The following is a 19,653-nucleotide window of genomic DNA, read 5'->3' on the forward strand; positions in this document are numbered from 1 at the left end:
CGACCTTCTTGTCGCCACGCTTGTTGGCATCGCGCTTCGCGTTCTGCTCTGCCTTGGCTTCTGACTTGCTCTTGAGTGGTCCAATGATCATGACCATGTTGCGGCCATCGATGGTGGGGCTGGATTCGACGGTGCCGAATTCGGCAACTTCTTCAGCGAACTTCTGAAGCAAGCGAACACCCTGCTCGGGACGTGACTGCTCACGACCGCGGAAGAGGATCATGGCCTTGACCTTGTCACCGTCGTTGAGGAAGCCGATAGCGCGCTTCTTCTTGGTTTCATAGTCGTGTACATCGATCTTCAGGCGGAAACGTACCTCTTTGAGGATGGTGTTGGCCTGGTTACGACGAGCTTCCTTGAGCTTCTGCGCAGCTTCGTACTTGAACTTTCCGTAGTCCATGATCTTGGCCACAGGCGGCTTGGCTTCGGGAGCAACCTCAACGAGATCGAGGTCAGCCTCCTGTGCAAGTCGAAGGGCAACATCGATCGCCACGACACCTACCTGTTCGCCGTTGGGACCAACGAGGCGAACTTCAGGGACGCGGATACGGTCGTTTGTACGTGGATCGCTAATGCGGTGCTCCTTGTTATTTCTCTAAAACCCTTACGGGGAGAAAGAGGAGTCTTACGCGCACACAGACTTTCATCCGTGAAAACACGACACAAGATAAAAACCTTGTGGCACCCTGACCTACCTGCCCAGCAAGCTGAACCGGCGGAGTGCAAGAACCCAGTAACCTGATGGTGCGGGTTACGGGTGGGAGATAACTCCTCTTTCAATTTCTTGGCATGAGCTAAGAAACCTGCATAAGCCTAGCAGAGGAATACATTGTGAGCGAAAGCGACCAGAACGAAGCCATTCACAAGGCAGTTCTCGACATTGCTGAAGTCCCCGCCATTGAGGTCATTGTCGAGGTTGCCGTGAACCTGATGAGTGCTGCCGCGATCAAGTGCGGTCTGGCAGAAGGCCCCGATGCGGCTTCGCTGACGGATCTGGATGAAGCACGCAAGCTCATTAATGCTCTGGCCGGCCTCATTACTGCTGCAGCACCAGATATCAGCGACTCGCACGCTCGACCACTGCGCGATGGACTGCGTTCTCTGCAGCTCGCGTTCCGCGAAGCCTCCCCCATCCCTGATGAGATCGGCAAGGGTCCAGGCGAAAAGTGGACTGGTCCAGTCAACTAGCTTGCTAGTTGGCCAATCAGGCCAAGCAATCGCTGCATAAACAGCTGGTGTGCATCTTCTTGCACCTTGTTTCCACCACGCATGATGGCTTCTTGAAGCGCTGCTTCATAGGTATTCATGAGCACGTTCGCGAGCTCAACAGAATCCAATGCAGGTGTGAGCCCCACAGCATCGAATGCCGCTGAAATGATGCTGCCAAATTCGGTATCTGCGGCCTTCTTCTGCTCCAGGTAGAGCTTGCCCACTTCTGGATCTCGCATCGCTAGCAAGCGCAATTCAGATTGGAACAAGAACCATAAACGGTTCTCCCCCTGCTGCTCCAGGAAGCTGGCCACGATGGGGCCCAACTCAGCAGCGCTGAGTTTTCCCTCAGTGGACCCCACCAATGTGGGCATGATGACATCGATGTTGGCCACGCTTCCTCGAAGCAGAGCTAGGCGTTCGTTATTGCCGCGTTCGGCGAGCGCGAGGAAGAGTTCTTCCTTCGTGTCGAAATTGGAGTAAAAAGCTCCGCGGGTGAAATCTGCGCGTTCGGCGATCATTTCCACGCTGGCTGCGTGAATACCCACTTCAGAAAAGACCTCGAAAGCCGCATCCATCAAGCGTTCACGGGTCTTTTGACGCCGTGCTGACTCCGCCGGCTTGGCTTCTGTTTCGGTTGTGGTGCTCACATGCTTAACGATACACTCATGTATCGGATACACCGGTGTATCGAAATGTGTTTTATCCCCGCAACGCCGGCTGATCCCCGCTGTTGCTGACACCAAGGACAGCCATGTCATCACTGCTCTACTCTCTCGGACGCTGGGCATACCGCTCGCGCCGCCTCGTACTCGCTGCGTGGATCATCGTCTTGGTTGCTATCGGTGGTTCTGCCGCCGTATTCAACAAGGGACTCGACAACGGCATCTCTATTCCAGGTACTGAGTCCCAGAAGGCATTGGACTCCCTCTACACGACCTTCCCCCAGGTCAGTGGCGCCTCAGCACAGATCATTGTGGTGGCCGCTGACGGTCAGCTAATCACTGACCCCGCATACAAGGACGCTCTTAATAATGCAGCCGACGACATGGCCACGCTGCCCCAGATTGATAACGCCACCTCACCCTTTAACGAGCGCATCAATGGAGCGATCAGCAAGAACGACAAAGCAGGTCTACTCAACATTCAGTTCTCTGGCCCAACTGCAAGCATCACCCCCGAATCTTTAGCAAAGCTCGAAGGAGCTACGCAAACCCTGAGTGACGAACTTCCCGCAGGATCAACGGTGTCCTTGGGGGGTCAGATCTATAGCCAGAGCATGCCCAGCATCAGCCCCACTGAACTCATCGGCGTGGGCGTGGCATTGGTCGTGTTGATCATTACTTTCGGATCATTCTTGGCAGCAGGTATGCCACTGCTGACTGCCCTGCTGGGTGTGGGCATCTCGATTGCACTGATTTTCCTGGCCACCGCATTCGCCAAGGTCACCTCCACCACTCCGATGCTGGCCCTCATGCTGGGTCTTGCCGTGGGTATTGACTACGCCCTCTTCATCATTTCCCGCCACCAAGACGAACTGCGCAAGGGGGACACTCCCGAGGAAGCCGCTGCGCGTGCAACAGGTACCGCAGGTTCTGCTGTCATCTTTGCCGGCCTGACCGTCATGATTGCCCTGGTTGGTTTGGGCATTGCTGGAATCCCCTTCCTCACCACGATGGGTGTGGCAGCAGCAGTGGGAGTCGGCGTTGCCGTCATCATCTCGATTACGTTGATCCCTGCTTTGCTCGGCTTCGCCGGCGAGCGACTGCGCCCCAAGCCCAAAAAGACCAAGAAAGCCGAGGCTGCCTCACACAAGCCCAATCGCTTCTTCCTGGGTTGGGTCAAGGCTGTTACCCGCTTCCCCATCGTCACCATCTTGGCTGTGGTTGCCGTCATCACGATTGTGGCGCTCCCAGCACTCAACCTGCGCCTTGCTCTTCCAGATGCAGGCAGCAACGCTCCCGATGACCGCTCGCGCATTACCTATGACTTGGTCGCTGAGAACTTCGGAGAGGGATACAACGGTCCACTGCTCGTGACCGGAACCATCGTCACCAGCACAGACCCACTGGGACTCATGGACGACCTCAAGTCTGAGCTGGAAAAGATTCCTGGCGTTGCCGCCGTTCCCCTCGCAACTCCCAACATGACTGCCGACACCGGCATCATTCAAGTGATTCCCACTGGAGCACCTGCTTCCGAGGAAACCAAGGCATTGGTTCAAGCCATCCGCGACAAGCATGACTACTTCCAGAAGAAATATGGGGTTGACCTCTCCGTCACCGGCTTCACTGCCAGTGGAATTGACGTCTCAGAACGCCTCGGGAATGCACTCCTGCCCTTCGGCATCGTGGTGGTGGGGCTTTCCCTCATCTTGCTCACGATGGTGTTCCGCTCAATCTGGGTGCCCATCAAGGCAGCAATTGGCTACCTATTTAGCGTGGTGGCCGCATTCGGTGTTGTCACACTCGTGATGCAAGAAGGAGTGGGAGCACACCTCATCCATATCGACCGACCTGGGCCGGTCTTGAGCTTCATGCCGATCATTGTGATGGGCATCTTGTTCGGTCTTGCCATGGACTACGAGGTGTTCCTCGTGGCTCGCATGCGAGAGGACTATGTCCACTCTGGCAAGGCACGAAAGTCCATCGTGACCGGCTTCGTCGGCTCCGCCAAGGTTGTGACAGCGGCAGCTGTGATTATGTTCGCCGTGTTCGCTGCATTCGTGCCTGAGGGTGATGTGAACATGAAGGGCATCTCACTGGCGCTTGCGGTGGGTATCTTCGTTGACGCCTTCATCGTGCGCATGACCTTTGTTCCCGCCGTACTCCAGCTCTTGGGCGACAAGGCCTGGTACATGCCCAAGTGGCTCGACCGCGTTCTCCCTCACTTCGATGTGGAAGGCGAAGGCGTTCAGCACGAGCTTGAGCTTGCCGACTGGCCAGCTCAGAAGAACATTGTCGTTGCAGCCGAAGGTCTGAGCCTCAAGAACGCCGAAGGAACCCGTTCTTACTTCAAGAACCTTGCCTTCACCGTTCCTGTGGGAACCACGCTCTTTGTCACCGGTAGTGACAAGATTGCGACCTCAGCACTGCTGCTCACCCTCAGTGGCCGCCTCGACCCTGACGCCGGCAAGCTCAAGGTTGCTGACATGGTCCTGCCAGTTCGTTCCGGTGCTGTGCGCTCACGTGTTGCACTGATCGATGTCTCTGAACACGCCAACCGCAACACGGTTGCCGCCATCGAAGATGCGGCTTCTGAAAAGCCTCAGGTGATCATCTTGGACAACATTGACTTCCTCTCCTCCGAGAGCGAGCAATATGCCGTTGCTGATGCCCTCAATGCAGCTCGTGAGGCTGCAACCAAGGCAGGCAGAACCCTCACCGTATTCGTGGGAACAACCAATGACATGCCCGTGGAGACATGGGGAAATGTTCTCAGTGCCCGCGTTGACTCAATGGTCCTCGACCTCGACACTGTGTCCGCTTCGAGCAAGAAAGTGCAGGCATAACCATGGCATCACTGATTACCCGCCTGTCCAAGAACTCTGCCAAGACAGAGGGCAAACCACGCATTCTCACGCTGGCTGCTCTCATCTTTGTTCCGCTCGTCGTCGTGGGAACTTTGATGTGGGGTTTGTGGAACCCTACTGACCGCCTCGATAACGTGACCGCTGCCATCGTGAACGACGATGAGCCTGTCACCATCAACGGTCAACTCACTCCTCTGGGTCGCTTGCTCACCGCAGGTCTTGTTGATGGCGCTGACGGAGCTTCTAACTACAACTGGGAAATCACAGACGCAGCAGAAGCGAAGAAGGGCTTAGAAAGCGGTAAGTATGTCGCCGCCGTGACCATCCCCAAGAACTTCTCCAAGGTAGCGACTTCTTCCTTTAGTGACGCTTCCAACCCTCAACAGGCCATCATTGACGTCACCTCGAGCGATAAGACACGCCTGGTTGATGACGCCATCACCACGGCGATTACCTCAACCGCAGTCAACATGCTCAATCAGCAGCTCAGTGCCAGCTATATCGAGAACGTTCTAATTGGCTTCAGCACGTTGAGCGAAAGCCTGGGCAAGGCAGCATCTGGCGCTCATGACCTCAGCAGCGGCCTCGGAACACTCGCCGATGGAGCCACCCAGCTCTCCACCGGCGCAAGTCAGTTCTCCAACGGAATGTGGACTCTCCAGTCTCAGGCTTCTTCCATTCCCGGTAATGCACAATCACTAGCTGATGGTCTTGCTGGCCTCTCTGCCACCTGCACCCAGGTTGTTGTTGCCCCAGCACAAGCCCAATTCTGTGGAGGGCTCGCCCAGCTCTCTGGCGGCACTGCTGGCCTTGCAACGGGTCTGGGTGGTCTCAGTGACGGAATTACCAAACTTGCAGCTGGAAGCACCGACATCGCCACCGGAGTCGAAGGCATTGCCTCTGGAACCACGGCGATTGCTAGCGGTTCGACTGAACTCGCAAACGGTCTCGATACCGCGGTAGAAAACATCCCGGTCTACACCGAAGCAGAAACCAAGAAGCTCTCCGAAGTAGTCACAGCTCCTGTTGGGCTCAAGGATGCCGGCAACCTCAGCTTTGGCGCGAACAGCACTCCACTCTACGTCGTGCTCTCGCTCTGGATTGGTGCTCTGGCCATCTTCGTTGGTCTGCGCACACTCCCCCAGCGCCTGCTTGAATCAACCCGTTCCTCGCTCTCACTTGCCACACGATCCTTTGTGATCCCTGCTGTGGTCGGCATTGCGCAGGGCGTTGCTGTCGCCACCGTCATTGCTGTGGCCAACGGCTATGACCTGGGTGAATGGGCCAGCGTGGCAGGCATTGCCGCCCTGATTGGTATTGCGTTCACGGCAACCAACCAAGCACTCAACGCTGTGCTCGGTGGTTTTGGCCGCATGGTGTCACTGGCGGTGGGAATTCTCATTCTGGTCACCGGCGTGATCTCGACAGTGCCGGCTCTGCTGGACACACTCCTGGGATTCACCCCTGCCAACGATGCCGTGACCGCACTCCAAGCCGTTATCAACTCTGGGAATGTCTCTGGGTTTGCTTCAGCTGTCACCGCGCTGGTGCTGTGGAGTCTTGGTGGTGTTCTAGTGACCGCACTAGCCATCTCACGCAAGCGTCACGTCTCCATCACCACACTCAGCAAAGAAACCCAGCCCGTCTAGGGCTGGGTTTCTGCTGAAGTTCCTCCGCTAAACAGCGGGAACGAGCTGAAGACGCATCGAGTCCACACGCTCGGAGAAGATGCTTTGCTGTGCCCATTTGTTGGACAGTGAGCGGATAACACGCTCTACTTCGTTTTGCTCAAGGCTCGGTGGCAAGACAACCTGAACGACGAGCTCTTCATCGAATCCGCGCGCATCAGGATCACCCGAGGTGAGGCGAATAGCCTTCACAAAGGGTTCGTCGGTGATGGATTCGTCAAACACCTGCTGAAGCATGGGGTCAATCTGATTAGGAACCCAGGGTGTGCCCTTCGCAATGGCTTCAACCGTGGGACGTCGAAGAACAATCTCGGTTGAACTTTGTGGGTCCACAACCATCCACTGCGCACCGTCCGCAGCAGCAGCGAGCGCAGCACGACGAGCTTCAACAGGAACGGGACGAGCCTCAGGCTTCCACTTCTGCATTGCCTCTACGGAGGTGAAGACAGGAAGAACCTTCTGACCGTTAGGCCCTGCCACGGTGACGATGGCCAGTTCTTGAGTCTTGTCAACGACAAGTCCAGCCGCGTTCACGCCCACTTCTCCTGCTTCAGCAAGGAGAGGAATAAGGAAACGAGAAACACGAATTGCGTCCACGACGTTCAAGTGACGACCAGCACGCTCTTCGGAATCCAAAGGAAGGGCGTGGAAAGTATCCAGAGCTAGCTTGAGCCGCTCAGGGGTGGTGCCATCATCAGATGCGAAAGGGTTCGCTTCAAACTCGCGGCCTTCCCAAGGCTGCCCCGCAGAATCTGCGTGGTCGGAAGAACCAAACATATGACCGTCGTGGTTGTGAGACATGGTTGTTCCTAGTTGTAGGCGACCTGGATGGCCTGCTCAAGCGTGAACTTCTGAGCATAGAGAGCCTTGCCCACGATTGCACCCTCCACGCCGATAGGAACGAGTGAACGAAGTGCAACGAGGTCATCCAGGCTGGCGATGCCACCTGATGCAACGACGGGCTTACCGGTCTTCTCAGTAATCGCAGTCAGAAGCTCTAAGTTGGGTCCGTTGAGCATGCCATCACGGGTGACATCAGTCACGACATAACGGGAGCAGCCAGCATCTTCGAGGCGTGCGAGAACATCCCAGAGGTTTCCGCCTTCTTCGGTCCAGCCACGTGCTGCAAGGGTTTCTCCGCGCACATCTAGACCCACAGCAATTTGCTCACCAAAGCGAGCAATCGCCGAGGCTGCCCAGTCTGGGTTCTCCAGAGCAGCTGTGCCGAGGTTCACACGAGTTGCGCCACTTTCGAGAGCGGACTCGAGTGACGCATCATCACGAATACCACCAGAAAGCTCAATTTTCACACCAGGAACCTCGGTGATCACACGACGCAGCAGGGCGCGGTTCTCGCCGCGACCAAATGCTGCGTCGAGATCGACGAGGTGAATCCACTCAGCGCCTTGACGAGCCCAGTCGGCCGCTGCATCAACGGGATCACCAAAGTCAGTCTCAGTGCCGAGAGCACCTTGGGTGAGGCGAACAGCCTTGCCTTCAGCAACGTCAACAGCGGGCAGCAGCTCAAGAATGGGCGCAGTCATGAGTAGATATTCCTTTAGTTAGAGAGTCTCGAGCCAGTTGCGCAACAGCTGAATACCTGCTTCGCCAGACTTTTCGGGGTGGAACTGGGTAGCAACAAGAGGGCCGTTTTCAACAGCAGCAATGAAGCGCTGTCCGTGTTCAGCCCACGTCACTGAAGGCTTCGGGAACGGAGGAATGACATCGAGATTCCACTCGGTCACTCCATAGGAGTGCACGAAGTAAAAGCGCTCGTTCTCGATTCCCTTGAAGAGTTTCGAGTTCTCGCCCACCTCGACGGTGTTCCAGCCCATGTGGGGAAGAACAGGTGCCTCGAGCTTGTGCACGGTTTCTTCCCACTCGCCTAGTCCTGGAGTGTCCACGCCACCCTCAAGCCCGTTGGCAAACATGATCTGCATGCCCACGCAAATACCCATGACGGGACGACCACCAGCAAGACGACGCTCAATGATCTCGCCACCATCCACGGCGTTGAGTGCTTCCATCACGGCAGCAAAAGCGCCGACGCCTGGAACAAGCAGACCATCAGCCTCAGCGCACTTTGTTTTGTCGCGCGTCAGTTCGACCTTTGCTCCTGCGAGCTCCACCGCTTTGATAGCGGAGTGGATGTTCCCCGTGCCGTAGTCGAAAACAACGACGGACTTTTGGGTCACAGAGCACCCTTAGTGCTGGGGATTCCCTGCACGAGAGGGTCAAGTGCCTTGGCCTGGCGGAATGCACGAGCAAACGCCTTGAATTCTGCTTCAGCGATGTGGTGTGGGTCGCGACCGTTCAACACCGTGATGTGGGTGGTGAGACCTGCATTAAAGGTGATGGCTTCGAACACGTGACGAACCATGGAACCAGTGAAGTGACCACCAATGAGGTGGAATTCAAAACCAGCAGGCTCACCTGAGTGCACCAGGAATGGGCGTCCAGAAATATCCACGACGGCCTGCACGAGTGCCTCATCGAGAGGAACCAGAGCGTCGCCGAAGCGGGAAATACCAGCCTTGTCTCCCAGTGCTTCGCGAATTGCGAGACCAAGAGAAATACCAATGTCTTCAACTGTGTGGTGAACATCGATGTGGATGTCACCGGAAGCCTTGACGGTGAGGTCAGAAAGAGAGTGCTTAGCAAACGCGGTCAGCATGTGGTCGAAGAACGGAACAGTCGTCTCGATGTTGCTCACACCCGTGCCATCAAGATTGATCGTAAGTTCAATGCTTGACTCGCTCGTGGTGCGAGAAATGCTCGCAATGCGCGGTGCTGTAGTCATATGACCAGTTTAGTAGGGCTTAGAGAGCGCCATTGATCGAGCCATCGAGGGCTGCCAGTGCGTTCAAGAACTCCGTTGTTTCTGCTTCAGTTCCTGCCGTCACACGTAAGTGGTTGGGCATATCAATATCGCGAATGATGATGCCCTGAGCCAGAAGCTTCTCAAAGACTTCTTGAGGATCACGAACACCACCAAAGAGTACAAAGTTCGCACTCGAGGGATAGGGGGTGTATCCCAGCACTGCCAGCTCTGTAACCAAGCGGTCACGCTGCTGGCGAATGTCTTCGACCATGGCCAGCATGGCTGGAGTGTGTGCCAATGCGCCTTCTGCCGCCGCCTGCGTCAACGCAGATAAGTGATAGGGCAAACGCACTAAACGTAGCGCATCAGCAACAGCAGGATCGCCTGCCAAGTAACCCAAACGAGCACCAGCAAAGGCAAACGCCTTACTCATGGTGCGAGAGACAACCAGTCGTGGACGACCAGCCAACAACGTCAACGCCGTGGGCTCACCTTCAGGTGCAAACTCTGCATACGCTTCATCAACGAAGACAATGCCGTCCGTTGCGTCATAAGCCGCAGCAATGGTTTCCAACGACACCGGTGTGCCCGTGGGGTTGTTGGGTGTGCAGAAGAAGACGATGTCGGGCTTGTTTTCTTTGATTGCCGTAACTGCAGTGGCTGGTGAGATTTCGAAGTCCGCATCACGCTGGGCAGGAATCCAGGTAGTTCCCGTTCCCGAAGCGATGATCGAGTGCATGGAATAAGTGGGCGGGAATGCCAGAACAGAGCGTCCTGGACCTCCGAAGGCCTGCAGGAGCTGCTGAATAACCTCATTAGAGCCGTTTGCTGCCCAAATGTTCTCAGCAGAAAGACCGTGACCAAGATACTCAGCTAGGGCAACACGAAGATTCGTGAATTCACGATCGGGGTAACGGTTGATGTTCCCTAGGGCGGTGTGAATGCGCCCCATGATGTCCATGACCACCTGGGGTGGCACGGGGTGGGTGTTCTCATTGACGTTGAGCTCAACCCGAACATGTGCCTGTGGTGCGCCATACGGCTTCAAGCCACGCAGGTCATCACGAATGGGGAGGTCTTCAAATGAGGTCACGAGATAAGTTTACGGGCGCTTGAAACACACAAATGCCGGCCCCAAAAGGGACCGGCATTCGCAGGAAAAGGGAGGAAAGGTTTAGTACCCGGCAGGAATCGCAATCTTCTGACCAGCCTGCACTTCACCGTGAAGCTGGTTGAGGGAGACAATCTCGGCAACAACATCGCGAGGATCTGCGTTGGGGGCAATCTCCTGTGCAAGCTGCCAGAGGCTTTCACCCTGAGCGATGGTCACGTAGGTGAAGTCGTTTGCTGCGCCTTCAGCAACAGCAGCTGCACCACCACTGTTGAGTGCTGCTACAAGTGCGCCGATCACGAGGGGCAGTGCTACTGCGGCGGTGAGGACACGACGTCCACGCTTGGTAATGCGAAGACGGGTCTTGGGTTCTGCTGCGGGGAGGAAGTTCACATAGGTCACGTTGTTAATCTGGTGCGACCCACGGACATTGCCAGCTGCGCTGCATGGTTCGTCGATGTAGTCAGGCTCAACGGGACGGTGGATTGGTGCGGTGAATGCGAGTACTGCGCTCATGAGATTCTCCTTTTCCTGGTGTTTATCTCGAATCGGGCCCTCGGCCGGGAGAACCCGATTCGAAGATATATTTCGAAGATATATTCGTATTTCTTCAATGTCAAGTACATATTGAAGGTTGATTGTGGATAAACCTCAAGAATCTTCGAATATGTGTTTGTTTTATTGACATTCTTCGAATACTCTTTCGGTATTGAGAAAAGTTCATCATGAGCCACGGACATTCACGTTCGTACAGCCCAGGACTTACCCAACAGAAACGGAAGATGCCATGACTGAGTCACCAGCTGGCGAAAGCAAACGACGCAAAGGCATAAGCGCGAAGCAGCAGCTCATCCTCGACGTCATCACTGCTTACATTGATGAGAACAGCTACCCACCCTCCATGCAGGAGATCGGTGATGCAGTAGGTCTCTCCTCGCTGGCGAGTGTCACCTACCAACTTCAACAGCTTGAACTAGGTGGCTACATCCGCCGCGACCCCAAGCTCCCCCGCGCACTTGAGGTACTCGGCCAGGGCACCGCTGCCCGCACGCCAGCACCTGTTGCTGACAACGTGTTCCCCATGGGTGAAGCAGTTCAGGTTCCGCTCGTAGGACAGATTGCTGCTGGTGGTCCCATTACAGCCGAGCAGAACACCGAAGACACCATGGCTCTCCCCCGCCAGCTTGTGGGCCAGGGAGAACTCTTCATGCTCAAGGTCAAGGGTGAATCCATGATTGATGCCGCGATCTGCGACGGTGACTTCGTCGTGGTCCGCAGGCAGCAGACAGCAGAGAACGGTGACATCGTTGCAGCCCTGCTCGATGATGAAGCAACCGTCAAGGTCTTCCGCCAGCGCGATGGTCACACCTGGCTCTTGCCTCGCAACAGCAACTACGAACCCATCTTGGGCGACCACGCCACCATTATGGGAAAGGTTGTGACAGTTCTTCGATCTGTCTAACCCCACAAACGAAAAGTCCCGCATGCTGAATACAGCGTGCGGGACTTTTTATGTTTATGAATTATTGGAGACGGCGAAGCACATCCACAACCGGACCGCTTTGATTGAACGCATAGAGGTGAATACCTGGCGCTCCCCCGGCAATGAGCTCCTTAGCTAGGCTCACCGCGTGCTCAACACCGATCTCGCGCTGACCTTCAGTGGTGGGCTCAATCTCGAGAGCAATCTCGAGATCACTGGGCATTTCTTCACCTGAGATCTCGATCATGCGACGTAGTCGCCCCGGGCTGATCACGGGCATGATGCCCGGAATGATGGGCATGGTGAGGCCTGCTTCTTTGGCCTTCTGGGCAAAAGAGAGGTAGTCATCTGCGTGGAAGAAAAGCTGGGTAATAGCTAGGTTGGCTCCCGCTGCTTCCTTTGCCAGCAGAACATCAATGTCTTGAGTTTTTGAACGTGACTGAGGGTGCCCATTAGGGAATGCAGCAACACCAATGCGAACAAATTCACGCTTTTGGCTCAGGCGGGTAGCACCGGCATGCCAACGGGGTTCTTCTTCAAAGACGAAAGGCTCTCGCTCGGCCTGTACTCGGTGAATGAGCTGTGTGAGCTCTGCTGCACTGCCGAGGTCCCCAAGGAAGTCTTCGCCCTCCTGAGTGCCCTCTGGTGGGTCTCCACGCAGGGCGAGGAATGATCGCACACCAGCGTCGAGAAAAGTCCTTACAAGCTCATTGGCGCCCTGATAGGACTCGGCAACACACGTGAGGTGCGCCATGGGCTCCACGTCGGTGTTCGCGAGGATGAACTTCACGCAATCCAAAGTGGCATCACGTGAGGAACCACCAGCGCCATAGGTGACGGAGATGAAGTCGGGGCCCGTGGCAGCCAGTTCGAGGATGGTCTTGTTGAGTGCTTCACGCAGGTCTGGATTGCGTGGTGGATAGACCTCAAAGGAGAAGGGCACGCCAATGTTGAGCTCTGTTGAGCTAGTGGCTGGTGCGTTACTCATCGATATTCCTCGGGGCACAATTCGCATGAAGGATAAACAGGATTGTTATCCGCGAAGCGTGGGCCGGGCTCGGCAGTCGCTTACTCACCAGTAATGGCGATATAGAAATGTTAGCAGTGCTGTTTAGGCAGTGCGTTCTTCAGGCGCATCCACGATGGCAGAAGCCAGGCGAGGCACGATGGTGGGTGCCGCGTTCTCGCTCACACATTCGGCCGTGATGATGACCTTGTGAATCTGATCGGTTGAGGGAACCTCGAACATGATGGGACCAAGAACGTTTTCCAAGATGGCACGCAGGCCACGTGCACCGGTCTGGCGAAGGACAGCAAGATCAGCGATGGCATCGAGTGCTGCAGGCTCAAACTCGAGCTCCACATCATCGAGAGCAAACATGCGCTGGTATTGCTTGACCAGAGCATTCTTGGGCTCCGTCAGGATGTCGATGAGGGCACTGCGGTCCAGCGGCGACACCGTTGCAATAACGGGAAGACGACCAATGAACTCAGGAATCAAACCAAACTTGTGGAGGTCTTCAGGGAGAACCTCAGCAAAGAAGTCGCGCGCTTCGTCCTTGCTCTGCAAGGGTGCACCAAAGCCGATACCGGTCTTGCCCGCACGCGACTGAATGATGTCTTCTAGGCCCGCAAATGCTCCGGCAACGATGAAGAGAACGTTGGTGGTGTCGAGCTGAATAAATTCTTGGTTGGGGTGCTTACGGCCACCCTGCGGTGGAACGGAGGCAACTGTGCCTTCCAAAATCTTCAGCAGTGCCTGCTGAACACCTTCACCAGAAACGTCACGAGTAATCGAAGGGTTCTCTGCCTTGCGGGAGATCTTGTCGATTTCATCGATGTAGATGATGCCCTGCTCCGCACGCTTGACATCAAAGTCAGCAGACTGGAGCAGCTTCAAGAGAATGTTCTCCACGTCTTCACCAACATAGCCGGCTTCCGTCAGCGATGTTGCGTCAGCAACAGCGAACGGAACATTCAGACGACGCGCAAGAGTCTGAGCAAGATACGTCTTACCGCAGCCGGTGGGACCGATGAGAAGAATGTTGCTCTTTGCAATCTCAACTTCGTTGGCCTTGTCTTCAGCAGTCTTGACACCCTCCCCTGCGCGCACACGCTTGTAGTGGTTGTAGACCGCTACGGAGAGAGCCTTCTTGGCTGGCTCCTGACCGATGACGTATTCCTCAAGGAAGGTAAAGATTTCGCGGGGCTTAGGCAGATCGAAATCTGCAATGACGCCTTCTTCGTTGGCTTCTGCCAGACGTTCTTCAATGATCTCGTTGCAGAGTTCCACACACTCGTCACAGATGTAGACGCCGGGGCCCGCAATGAGCTGAGCTACTTGCTTCTGGCTTTTGCCACAGAAGGAGCACTTGAGCAGGTCAGCGCTTTCGCCGATACGTGCCATGGTCAACTCCTTTAGACGTCTGAATATCTAGACATTCGAGCCTAACCCGAACCACAGACGTTCTTTGTCACCTGTGGATGTGACGCCTCGGCGTGCCGAAATACAGAAAATATATTTGCCTTAAGTTTTTGACACTAATCAGAGGGCAAGAAAATCAACCCAAACAAAGGCAACTATTTGGTGAAGCTCATTACCCACGAAGCGGTAGACAACATTTTCTCCTGAGTGGTTGCCAAAGCTCCGTTGAAGTACGCGACACGAATCACAGCAAATCGAAATGTTCCCACTTGATCAACTTCAACGTTCATGGACGAATCTTCGAAAGTTATGCGACATTGGTCGGATTCGAAACAATCAATGTTTAAGCCCGACGACACCAAGGGAAATCCATATTCATCGGCGTCTGCGAAGAAACTGATGACAAACGCGGATGGTTTGGCGGATGGGGAAATAGTGAGACGAAGTGTTCGAGTTGCAAGCCGAACTGGTGTAATTACAGCGTCTTCAGGCTTCTCCACGATGTGAGAAACAAAACCGTCAGGGGTTGCCCATTCGTACTGGGTAATTGAGAGCTGAACATCATTGGCCCAAACCTGAGGAGGAAGACTTGGAGTCGGTTCCACGGACGTCAAACGAACGCCTTGTCGTATTGCCCCTTCATCTTCTTTCACAAAGTTAGTCAATCAGAAAATGAGAAAACCCCGACCGAAGCCGGGGTTTTCGTGTGACTTTCCGTGATTACGCAGTAATTGCTGCATTCTTACGCGAAGTGAGAACCTGGTCGATCAAACCGTATTCGAGTGCCTCCGCAGCCGAAAGGATCTTGTCGCGGTCGATGTCCTTGTTGACCTGCTCGATGGAGCGGTTGGAGTGCTTGGACAGGGTCTCTTCCAACCATTCACGCATACGCATGATTTCCTTGGCCTGGATCTCGATATCCGAAGCCTGACCACGGCCGGCGTCACCGGTCGAAGGCTGGTGAATAAGAACACGAGCGTTGGGCAGAGCCAGACGCTTACCAGGAGCACCAGCAGCCAACAGGACAGCTGCAGCGGATGCTGCCTGACCGAGGCATACGGTCTGAACCTGGGGACGGATGTACTGCATGGTGTCGTAGATCGCGGTCATCGCGGTGAACGAGCCACCGGGAGAGTTGATGTACATCACGATGTCGCGGTCAGGGTCCTGGCTCTCCAGAACGAGAAGCTGAGCCATGACGTCATCAGCAGATGCGTCATCAACCTGGACACCCAAGAAGATGATGCGGTCTTCGAACAGCTTCGCGTAAGGGTCCTGGCGCTTGTATCCGTATGCGGTGCGCTCTTCAAAAGTAGGAAGAACGTAACGGCTCTCAAAGTTGGGAATAGTCATAATGAGTCCTCGTATCTTTTCCGGCGCTTACGCAGTCTTGGTTCCGCCGCCACCAGCGACGTCGCTTGCGGATGCACGAACGTGGTCAACGAAGCCATACTCGAGAGCTTCCTGAGCGGTGAACCAGCGGTCGCGGTCACCATCAGCGTTGATCTGCTCAACGGTCTTGCCGGTCTGAGATGCTGTGATTTCAGCCAGGCTCTGCTTCATCGAGTTGATGAGCTGTGCCTGAGTCTGAATGTCAGAAGCAGTACCACCGAAGCCACCGTGAGGCTGGTGAAGAAGAACACGAGCGTTAGGGGTGATGTAACGCTTGCCCTTGGTGCCCGAGGTCAGAAGCAGCTGTCCCATGGATGCCGCCATGCCGATACCCACGGTCACGATGTCGTTAGGAACGAACTGCATGGTGTCGTAGATCGCCATACCTGCGGTAATCGAACCACCAGGAGAGTTGATGTAGAGGTAAATATCCTTCTCGGCATCCTCAGCAGCAAGAAGCAACATCTTCGCGCAAATCTCGTTGGCGTTGTCATCACGCACGTCCGAACCCAACCAAATGATGCGGTCCTTCAGTAGACGCTCAAACACATTGTTCGGCATTACCATCTCGGCCATGTCAGCTCCATTTCAACAACCACGAGACATTTCTCTTGCGGTGTTTCGAATCTAGCGGAGCAAACACGCTCAACACGGCAGTGTTCGCCTCAGGCGGAGTGCCGTTCGCCCACAGCGACGAATTAAAAATGTCGGGCCTCCAGAGACGTGGAGGCCCGACTACCCAATGAGGCGTTGGGGGTCTAATCAAATATTTCGCTCAACCAGTTCTTGGGTCGCTTTTGGTAACCCTGGTTGTAGTTGTCATAACGGGGTTGTGGAGCATCCATGCGTGGAGCAGCAGAGACTGCAGGAGCACCGACGGTAGCGGAGCGTTCAAGAATCTTGTCTAATTCACCGCGGTCTAGCCAGACTCCGCGACATTGTGGGCAATAGTCAATTTCGACTCCTGCGCGATCAGACATCACTAGTGTTGCGCCGTCAGTTGGACAGTTCATGCATAGCTCCCGGAATAGTTGTGGCTGTTGACAACAGTCAATCCATTGAAGCTGGGAATAAACCGGTAGCTAACTGAGAATATTCAGCAAGTATGCTCGAATCATGACTCCTGTCCTGACTGCAGCACTTGCAGGCTTAGGCTTTGGGCTCTCTCTGATCGTGGCCATCGGAGCTCAGAACGCATACGTTCTGCGACAGGGTTTACGCAAAGAGCATGTCTTTGTCATCGTGGCGATCTGTGCACTCTCTGACGCCGCTCTCATTGCTGTGGGCGTGGCAGGTCTCGGCGCGATTATTCAGCAGCTCGAATGGCTATTACTTCTTATCGAAGTCATTGGCGGTGTGTTCTTGTGCACCTACGGCGTCATGGCCGCCAAGCGCGCCTGGAAGCCCGAAGTTCTCAACACCGATACCGGCGGTGCAGCAATCAGCCTCAAGGTTGCCGTCGGCACTGTGCTGGCTCTGACCTACCTGAACCCCCACGTCTATCTCGACACGGTTCTGCTCTTGGGATCAGTAGCGGGAACCTATGAAGCCAACCGTTGGTGGTTTGCCGCCGGCGCCATGCTCGGCAGCATTATCTGGTTCAGCACTTTGGGCTTTGGCGCACGCCTCCTAGCCCCCGTATTCAAGAAACCAACCGCCTGGCGTGTTCTCGACGCCATCATTGCCGTGGTGATGTTCACCCTGGGTATGAGCCTGCTGGTTAGCTTCGTACAGCACCTAGTAACTTAACCAACCAAAGGAGGAACTATGGATCTCGAAAAACTTAGGTTGCTCGTCTACACAACCTTTGCCCAAACAGGTGCAGCTCCTGGGAGATGTTTCATTGCCGAGACAATGATGGTTCCAGAAGAAGAAGTTATCGATGGACTCAAAGCCCTTGCTAGCCAAAGACATCTTGCTTTAGACCCCAAAGATGAAATTGCAATGGCACATCCCTTTTCATCAGTCCCTCTTGGTTTTTCAGTAATGAGTGAAAACACACTGTGGTGGGGAGGATGTGCATGGGATTCTTTCGCCCTCGTACATCTCTTGGACACCGAGAACTCCTATCTCGTCGCAACGACGTGCCCGAATTGTGACAATGCGCTCGCTTGGAACGTGAGTACCCAAAAAGCTCCGCAAGGCAAGCAAGTTGCACACTTTCTGATACCCACCAGCCATATGTGGGATGACGTGGTTCACACTTGCAGTAATCAAAGAATTTTTTGTGATGAACTTTGCGTTGACGAATGGCTGAAAAGAACTCAGCATGATCGTGGTTACGTCATGGATCTGGATACTTTATGGAAGCTTGCGTCTGACTGGTACACAGGAAGACTTGAAAAGGGTTACGTTCGCAGAGAACCCTCACAAGCTAAAGAATATTTAAGAAACGTCGGCCTCTCGGGTAGTTTCTGGGGACTTGACTAAGGACTAGGAATGTTCAGTTTCGTGCAGTTGTTGATCGGCAGCTTCACCGCCTAGGACTTAACGAACAAACCCCCGCAGTTTCTTGGGTTCTAATGGTCGTTGCAACACTCCATCTTTTTGGAGGTTGCAACGACCATGTCTTTTACCCCGCCACCCACAGGTTCCCGAAGGCGTTATTCCCAGGCTGAGAAGGCCGCATTTTTTGAGGCTTTTGAGCGTTTAGGAAATGCTAGAGCTGCCGCTAGGGAGTTAGATTTACCTTTCCTCACCAGTTATCAGTGGCTTGTTGCTGCAGGTGTTGATGTTGGTGCGCCGCGTCGTCAACGCCACAGCCGTGTCCGTGAGCACTATTTCAGTTTGCGTGCTGCGGGCGTTTACCGATCGGATGCGGCCAAGCAGGCGGGTGTTCATATTCGTACTGCCCAAGATTGGGACAGAGGGATAGTGAAGAAAATCCATTCACGCATCTATCCTGATGGCCGTGTTATCGACTACAACAAGAGTGTGAATGTTCAAGAGCGACTTGTTAGCGGTGTTCGTGTTTCTGCTCTGGAGCAGGTTCTGGATCCGAGGTTTCTCTCACTTGCTGAGCGGGAAAAGATTCGTGGGCTTCAGTCGCAGGGGGTGAGTGTTCGTTCCATGGCCACAGCGTTGGGCAGGGCTGCTTCGAGTATTAGTCGGGAGCTCAAACGCAATAGTGTCGAGGGTGTTTATGAGCCTTATGCGGCTCATCGGGTTTCTGTTATGCGCAGGCCGAGGCCGAAAACTCGTAAGATTTTGACTCAGCCGGCTTTGCAGGTGTTTGTTCAAGAGGGATTAGATAATCAGTGGTCTCCGGAGCAGATTTCCAACAAGTTGGTTGAAGAGTTTCCCGGCAGTCAGGAGATGCGAGTGTCACCGGAGACGATTTATCAAACCTTGTATTTGCAGGCTCGTGGTGGTTTGAAGAAAGAGATCCAGGCGGCTCTTCGCACCGGTCGCACCAGGCGCAAACCCCACAACACAGGGTTGGAGAGACAGCCTCGGTTTGTTGATCCGATGGTGATGATTTCTGAACGTCCTGCCGAGATCGAAGACAGGGCCGTTCCGGGGCATTGGGAAGGTGATCTGATTGTTGGCACGCAAAACAGGTCAGCTATTGCGACGTTGGTGGAGCGCAGCACACGGTTTGTGATGCTTGCACACCTTCCCGGTGATCACACGGCAGAAACTGTTCGCGATGCACTAATCACAACGATGCAGACCCTGCCTGAGCATTTGCGGGGGTCGTTGACTTGGGATCAGGGCGTTGAAATGGCAAGGCATAAAGAATTCAGTATCGCCACAGACATGCCTGTCTATTTCTGTGATCCAGCAAGTCCTTGGCAGCGCGGATCAAACGAGAACACCAACGGACTCCTCAGACAGTATTTCCCCAAGGGCACTGACCTGTCAGTGTTTGGTCCTGAAGACCTTGAAAGAGTCGCCCTGCAACTCAACGGACGGCCAAGAAAAACACTCGGCTGGAAAAATCCAGCCGAGTGTTTAAGAGACCTACTAGTGTCGAACTAAATCACGCCAGT

The 19,653-nt window shown here is 54.7% G+C and carries 20 protein-coding genes and 1 pseudogene; 7 read left to right on the plus strand and 14 right to left on the minus strand.

Annotated elements, in window-relative coordinates; genetic code table 11:
• Positions 1 to 19 precede the first annotated feature (19 nt).
• Positions 20 to 574 (minus strand): annotated as a pseudogene (gene infC, locus AURMO_RS05015) (translation initiation factor IF-3); the annotation flags it as partial.
• A gap of 257 nt (positions 575 to 831) precedes the next feature.
• Between infC and AURMO_RS05020 the strand changes: the two are divergent.
• Entirely contained in the window at positions 832 to 1,188 is a 357-nt protein-coding gene (locus tag AURMO_RS05020) for a DUF1844 domain-containing protein (RefSeq protein WP_239406796.1), read from the plus strand.
• On the opposite strand, the gene AURMO_RS05025 is transcribed toward AURMO_RS05020, so the two are convergent.
• The gene (locus AURMO_RS05025) at positions 1,185 to 1,859 is read right to left on the minus strand and encodes a TetR/AcrR family transcriptional regulator (RefSeq protein ID WP_162532671.1); all 675 of its coding nucleotides are present in this window, start codon (positions 1,857 to 1,859) and stop codon (positions 1,185 to 1,187) included. The two genes, AURMO_RS05020 and AURMO_RS05025, sit on opposite strands and share 4 nt — an antisense overlap.
• A gap of 104 nt (positions 1,860 to 1,963) precedes the next feature.
• Between AURMO_RS05025 and AURMO_RS05030 the strand changes: the two genes are divergently transcribed.
• Positions 1,964 to 4,720 (plus strand): MMPL family transporter, encoded by a 2,757-nt coding sequence (locus tag AURMO_RS05030; protein ID WP_110233645.1) that lies wholly within the window; start codon positions 1,964 to 1,966, stop codon positions 4,718 to 4,720.
• A 2-nt stretch (positions 4,721 to 4,722) separates the two neighbouring features.
• Positions 4,723 to 6,390 carry a YhgE/Pip domain-containing protein gene (locus AURMO_RS05035; protein ID WP_110233648.1) on the plus strand — a complete coding sequence of 556 codons (1,668 nt, stop codon included), beginning with the start codon at positions 4,723 to 4,725 and terminating at the stop codon, positions 6,388 to 6,390.
• 27 nt (positions 6,391 to 6,417) lie between these two features.
• Here the strand turns inward: AURMO_RS05035 and AURMO_RS05040 are convergent, their stop codons facing one another.
• From AURMO_RS05040 to AURMO_RS05065, 6 genes are all read right to left on the minus strand, one after another.
• Positions 6,418 to 7,230, minus strand: coding sequence for an SseB family protein (locus AURMO_RS05040; RefSeq protein WP_110233650.1), 813 nt, complete (start codon positions 7,228 to 7,230; stop codon positions 6,418 to 6,420).
• An 8-nt stretch (positions 7,231 to 7,238) separates the two neighbouring features.
• Complete coding sequence (priA, locus tag AURMO_RS05045; protein WP_110233653.1) at positions 7,239 to 7,973, minus strand: bifunctional 1-(5-phosphoribosyl)-5-((5-phosphoribosylamino)methylideneamino)imidazole-4-carboxamide isomerase/phosphoribosylanthranilate isomerase PriA; 735 nt, start codon at positions 7,971 to 7,973, stop codon at positions 7,239 to 7,241.
• Between the two features lie 18 nt (positions 7,974 to 7,991).
• The gene (hisH, locus tag AURMO_RS05050; RefSeq protein ID WP_110233656.1) at positions 7,992 to 8,624 is read right to left on the minus strand and encodes an imidazole glycerol phosphate synthase subunit HisH; all 633 of its coding nucleotides are present in this window, start codon (positions 8,622 to 8,624) and stop codon (positions 7,992 to 7,994) included.
• Positions 8,621 to 9,229 (minus strand): imidazoleglycerol-phosphate dehydratase HisB, encoded by a 609-nt coding sequence (gene hisB, locus AURMO_RS05055; RefSeq protein ID WP_110233659.1) that lies wholly within the window; start codon positions 9,227 to 9,229, stop codon positions 8,621 to 8,623. Before hisB ends, hisH begins: the two co-directional genes overlap by 4 nt.
• A gap of 19 nt (positions 9,230 to 9,248) precedes the next feature.
• Positions 9,249 to 10,343: a histidinol-phosphate transaminase gene (locus AURMO_RS05060; protein WP_110233661.1), complete on the minus strand. Its 1,095-nt coding sequence runs from the start codon at positions 10,341 to 10,343 to the stop codon at positions 9,249 to 9,251.
• An 81-nt stretch (positions 10,344 to 10,424) separates the two neighbouring features.
• Positions 10,425 to 10,877, minus strand: coding sequence for a LysM peptidoglycan-binding domain-containing protein (locus tag AURMO_RS05065; RefSeq protein WP_239406797.1), 453 nt, complete (start codon positions 10,875 to 10,877; stop codon positions 10,425 to 10,427).
• Between the two features lie 271 nt (positions 10,878 to 11,148).
• Between AURMO_RS05065 and lexA the strand changes: the two genes are divergently transcribed.
• The gene (gene lexA, locus AURMO_RS05075) at positions 11,149 to 11,823 is read left to right on the plus strand and encodes a transcriptional repressor LexA (protein ID WP_110233665.1); all 675 of its coding nucleotides are present in this window, start codon (positions 11,149 to 11,151) and stop codon (positions 11,821 to 11,823) included.
• 61 nt (positions 11,824 to 11,884) lie between these two features.
• On the opposite strand, the gene AURMO_RS05080 is transcribed toward lexA, so the two are convergent.
• The 6 genes from AURMO_RS05080 to AURMO_RS05105 form a co-directional block, all read right to left on the minus strand.
• Entirely contained in the window at positions 11,885 to 12,832 is a 948-nt protein-coding gene (locus AURMO_RS05080; RefSeq protein WP_110233667.1) for a methylenetetrahydrofolate reductase, read from the minus strand.
• 123 nt (positions 12,833 to 12,955) lie between these two features.
• A complete protein-coding gene (gene clpX / locus AURMO_RS05085; RefSeq protein WP_110233668.1) occupies positions 12,956 to 14,251 on the minus strand; it encodes an ATP-dependent Clp protease ATP-binding subunit ClpX in 1,296 nt (431 codons plus the stop codon).
• Positions 14,252 to 14,424: 173 nt separating this feature from the next.
• On the minus strand, positions 14,425 to 14,883 hold the full coding sequence (locus AURMO_RS05090; protein ID WP_162532672.1) for a hypothetical protein: 459 nt from the start codon (positions 14,881 to 14,883) through the stop codon (positions 14,425 to 14,427).
• A gap of 106 nt (positions 14,884 to 14,989) precedes the next feature.
• Entirely contained in the window at positions 14,990 to 15,622 is a 633-nt protein-coding gene (locus AURMO_RS05095; protein ID WP_110233672.1) for an ATP-dependent Clp protease proteolytic subunit, read from the minus strand.
• A 27-nt stretch (positions 15,623 to 15,649) separates the two neighbouring features.
• Positions 15,650 to 16,237, minus strand: a complete 588-nt coding sequence (locus tag AURMO_RS05100) for an ATP-dependent Clp protease proteolytic subunit (protein ID WP_110233674.1) — start codon at positions 16,235 to 16,237, stop codon at positions 15,650 to 15,652.
• Between the two features lie 182 nt (positions 16,238 to 16,419).
• The gene (locus tag AURMO_RS05105; RefSeq protein WP_110233676.1) at positions 16,420 to 16,674 is read right to left on the minus strand and encodes a TFIIB-type zinc ribbon-containing protein; all 255 of its coding nucleotides are present in this window, start codon (positions 16,672 to 16,674) and stop codon (positions 16,420 to 16,422) included.
• 103 nt (positions 16,675 to 16,777) lie between these two features.
• On the opposite strand from AURMO_RS05105, the gene AURMO_RS05110 reads away from it, so the two are divergent.
• From AURMO_RS05110 to AURMO_RS05120, 3 genes are all read left to right on the plus strand, one after another.
• Positions 16,778 to 17,410, plus strand: a complete 633-nt coding sequence (locus AURMO_RS05110; protein WP_110233678.1) for a LysE/ArgO family amino acid transporter — start codon at positions 16,778 to 16,780, stop codon at positions 17,408 to 17,410.
• Between the two features lie 18 nt (positions 17,411 to 17,428).
• Positions 17,429 to 18,091 (plus strand): organomercurial lyase, encoded by a 663-nt coding sequence (merB, locus tag AURMO_RS05115; protein WP_110233680.1) that lies wholly within the window; start codon positions 17,429 to 17,431, stop codon positions 18,089 to 18,091.
• 135 nt (positions 18,092 to 18,226) lie between these two features.
• Positions 18,227 to 19,642, plus strand: coding sequence for an IS30 family transposase (locus tag AURMO_RS05120; protein WP_420807765.1), 1,416 nt, complete (start codon positions 18,227 to 18,229; stop codon positions 19,640 to 19,642).
• Positions 19,643 to 19,653 lie beyond the last annotated feature (11 nt).

Source organism: Aurantimicrobium photophilum, assembly GCF_003194085.1.
Taxonomy (GTDB): Bacteria; Actinomycetota; Actinomycetes; order Actinomycetales; family Microbacteriaceae; genus Aurantimicrobium; species Aurantimicrobium photophilum.

Coding starts and splice junctions, on each gene's coding strand:
- clpX (WP_110233668.1), bottom strand. CDS start 14,251: ATGGCACGTATCGGCGAAAGCGCTGACCTGCTCAAGTGCTCCTTCTGT.
- AURMO_RS05105 (WP_110233676.1), bottom strand. CDS start 16,674: ATGAACTGTCCAACTGACGGCGCAACACTAGTGATGTCTGATCGCGCA.
- lexA (WP_110233665.1), top strand. CDS start 11,149: ATGACTGAGTCACCAGCTGGCGAAAGCAAACGACGCAAAGGCATAAGC.
- AURMO_RS05030 (WP_110233645.1), top strand. CDS start 1,964: ATGTCATCACTGCTCTACTCTCTCGGACGCTGGGCATACCGCTCGCGC.
- AURMO_RS05100 (WP_110233674.1), bottom strand. CDS start 16,237: ATGGCCGAGATGGTAATGCCGAACAATGTGTTTGAGCGTCTACTGAAG.
- AURMO_RS05035 (WP_110233648.1), top strand. CDS start 4,723: ATGGCATCACTGATTACCCGCCTGTCCAAGAACTCTGCCAAGACAGAG.
- AURMO_RS05080 (WP_110233667.1), bottom strand. CDS start 12,832: ATGAGTAACGCACCAGCCACTAGCTCAACAGAGCTCAACATTGGCGTG.
- AURMO_RS05110 (WP_110233678.1), top strand. CDS start 16,778: ATGACTCCTGTCCTGACTGCAGCACTTGCAGGCTTAGGCTTTGGGCTC.
- hisB (WP_110233659.1), bottom strand. CDS start 9,229: ATGACTACAGCACCGCGCATTGCGAGCATTTCTCGCACCACGAGCGAG.
- merB (WP_110233680.1), top strand. CDS start 17,429: ATGGATCTCGAAAAACTTAGGTTGCTCGTCTACACAACCTTTGCCCAA.
- priA (WP_110233653.1), bottom strand. CDS start 7,973: ATGACTGCGCCCATTCTTGAGCTGCTGCCCGCTGTTGACGTTGCTGAA.
- AURMO_RS05095 (WP_110233672.1), bottom strand. CDS start 15,622: ATGACTATTCCCAACTTTGAGAGCCGTTACGTTCTTCCTACTTTTGAA.
- AURMO_RS05065 (WP_239406797.1), bottom strand. CDS start 10,877: ATGAGCGCAGTACTCGCATTCACCGCACCAATCCACCGTCCCGTTGAG.
- AURMO_RS05040 (WP_110233650.1), bottom strand. CDS start 7,230: ATGTCTCACAACCACGACGGTCATATGTTTGGTTCTTCCGACCACGCA.
- AURMO_RS05120 (WP_420807765.1), top strand. CDS start 18,227: ATGTCTTTTACCCCGCCACCCACAGGTTCCCGAAGGCGTTATTCCCAG.